Below are 648 nucleotides of genomic sequence, written 5' to 3' on the forward strand. Positions count from 1 at the left end.
TCTCTTGCTGAGTAATCTCCGTCTTTTTCATTTTTAATCTATCGCTAAAGCTACCACGCGATGCTGGCGCTGATGGCTCCGGTTCTTGCTGCATATCTGCTTGTATGTTGTCACTAATGACAACACTAAAACCGGCGGTCGCTTTGTCTGTTTCTGCTGCCGCTTTGCGCTGCGCTGCGTGAACTTCGTCGAGTGCTTCAAGCTCTTCGATCTGACTCTTCGACATGCCTTTGATGTCGCGGAAATCGTCGCCTATCGTGCTGGCTGTAGTGCTAGCAGGCTTAGCGGCAGGCGCTTTTTTGCTGCGGCCTGCAGCTGGCGTTTGGTCATTTTTATCATCATGCTTCTTAGTGTCATCATTCAAACCTATTTGCTCTTTAACTGCTTCGAGCCTGGCTTTCGATTCTGGTGTGCTTTGATAGCTATCATCAACGACCATATTAAATAGCTGTGTATTTGTTTCGCTTATCTCGTTGAGTGTTGCTTTTAAGATATGTGCCCCTCCGCCCGTTTTAGCGCTTTCTGGCGCGGTTCCGGCGGTGGGTGCCGCCTTATCAGGCGAGGGTTTTGGTTTTTGATGTTCAGCAGCTCCGAAATACATCGCCTCTTCTTCTTTTGTCAGCTTCACCTGATACAGCATATCGAAAC

1 protein-coding gene is annotated in these 648 nt (G+C 48.5%); it reads right to left on the reverse strand.

All coding sequences use genetic code 11. The annotated features are described in order from the left end of the window. A partial coding sequence (locus WH277_RS00985; RefSeq protein ID WP_339503849.1) for a hypothetical protein occupies positions 1–648 on the reverse strand: 648 nt, incomplete at both ends.

This window comes from Erwinia sp. MYb416 (assembly GCF_037479575.1).
Lineage (GTDB): Bacteria > Pseudomonadota > Gammaproteobacteria > Enterobacterales > Enterobacteriaceae > Erwinia > Erwinia rhapontici.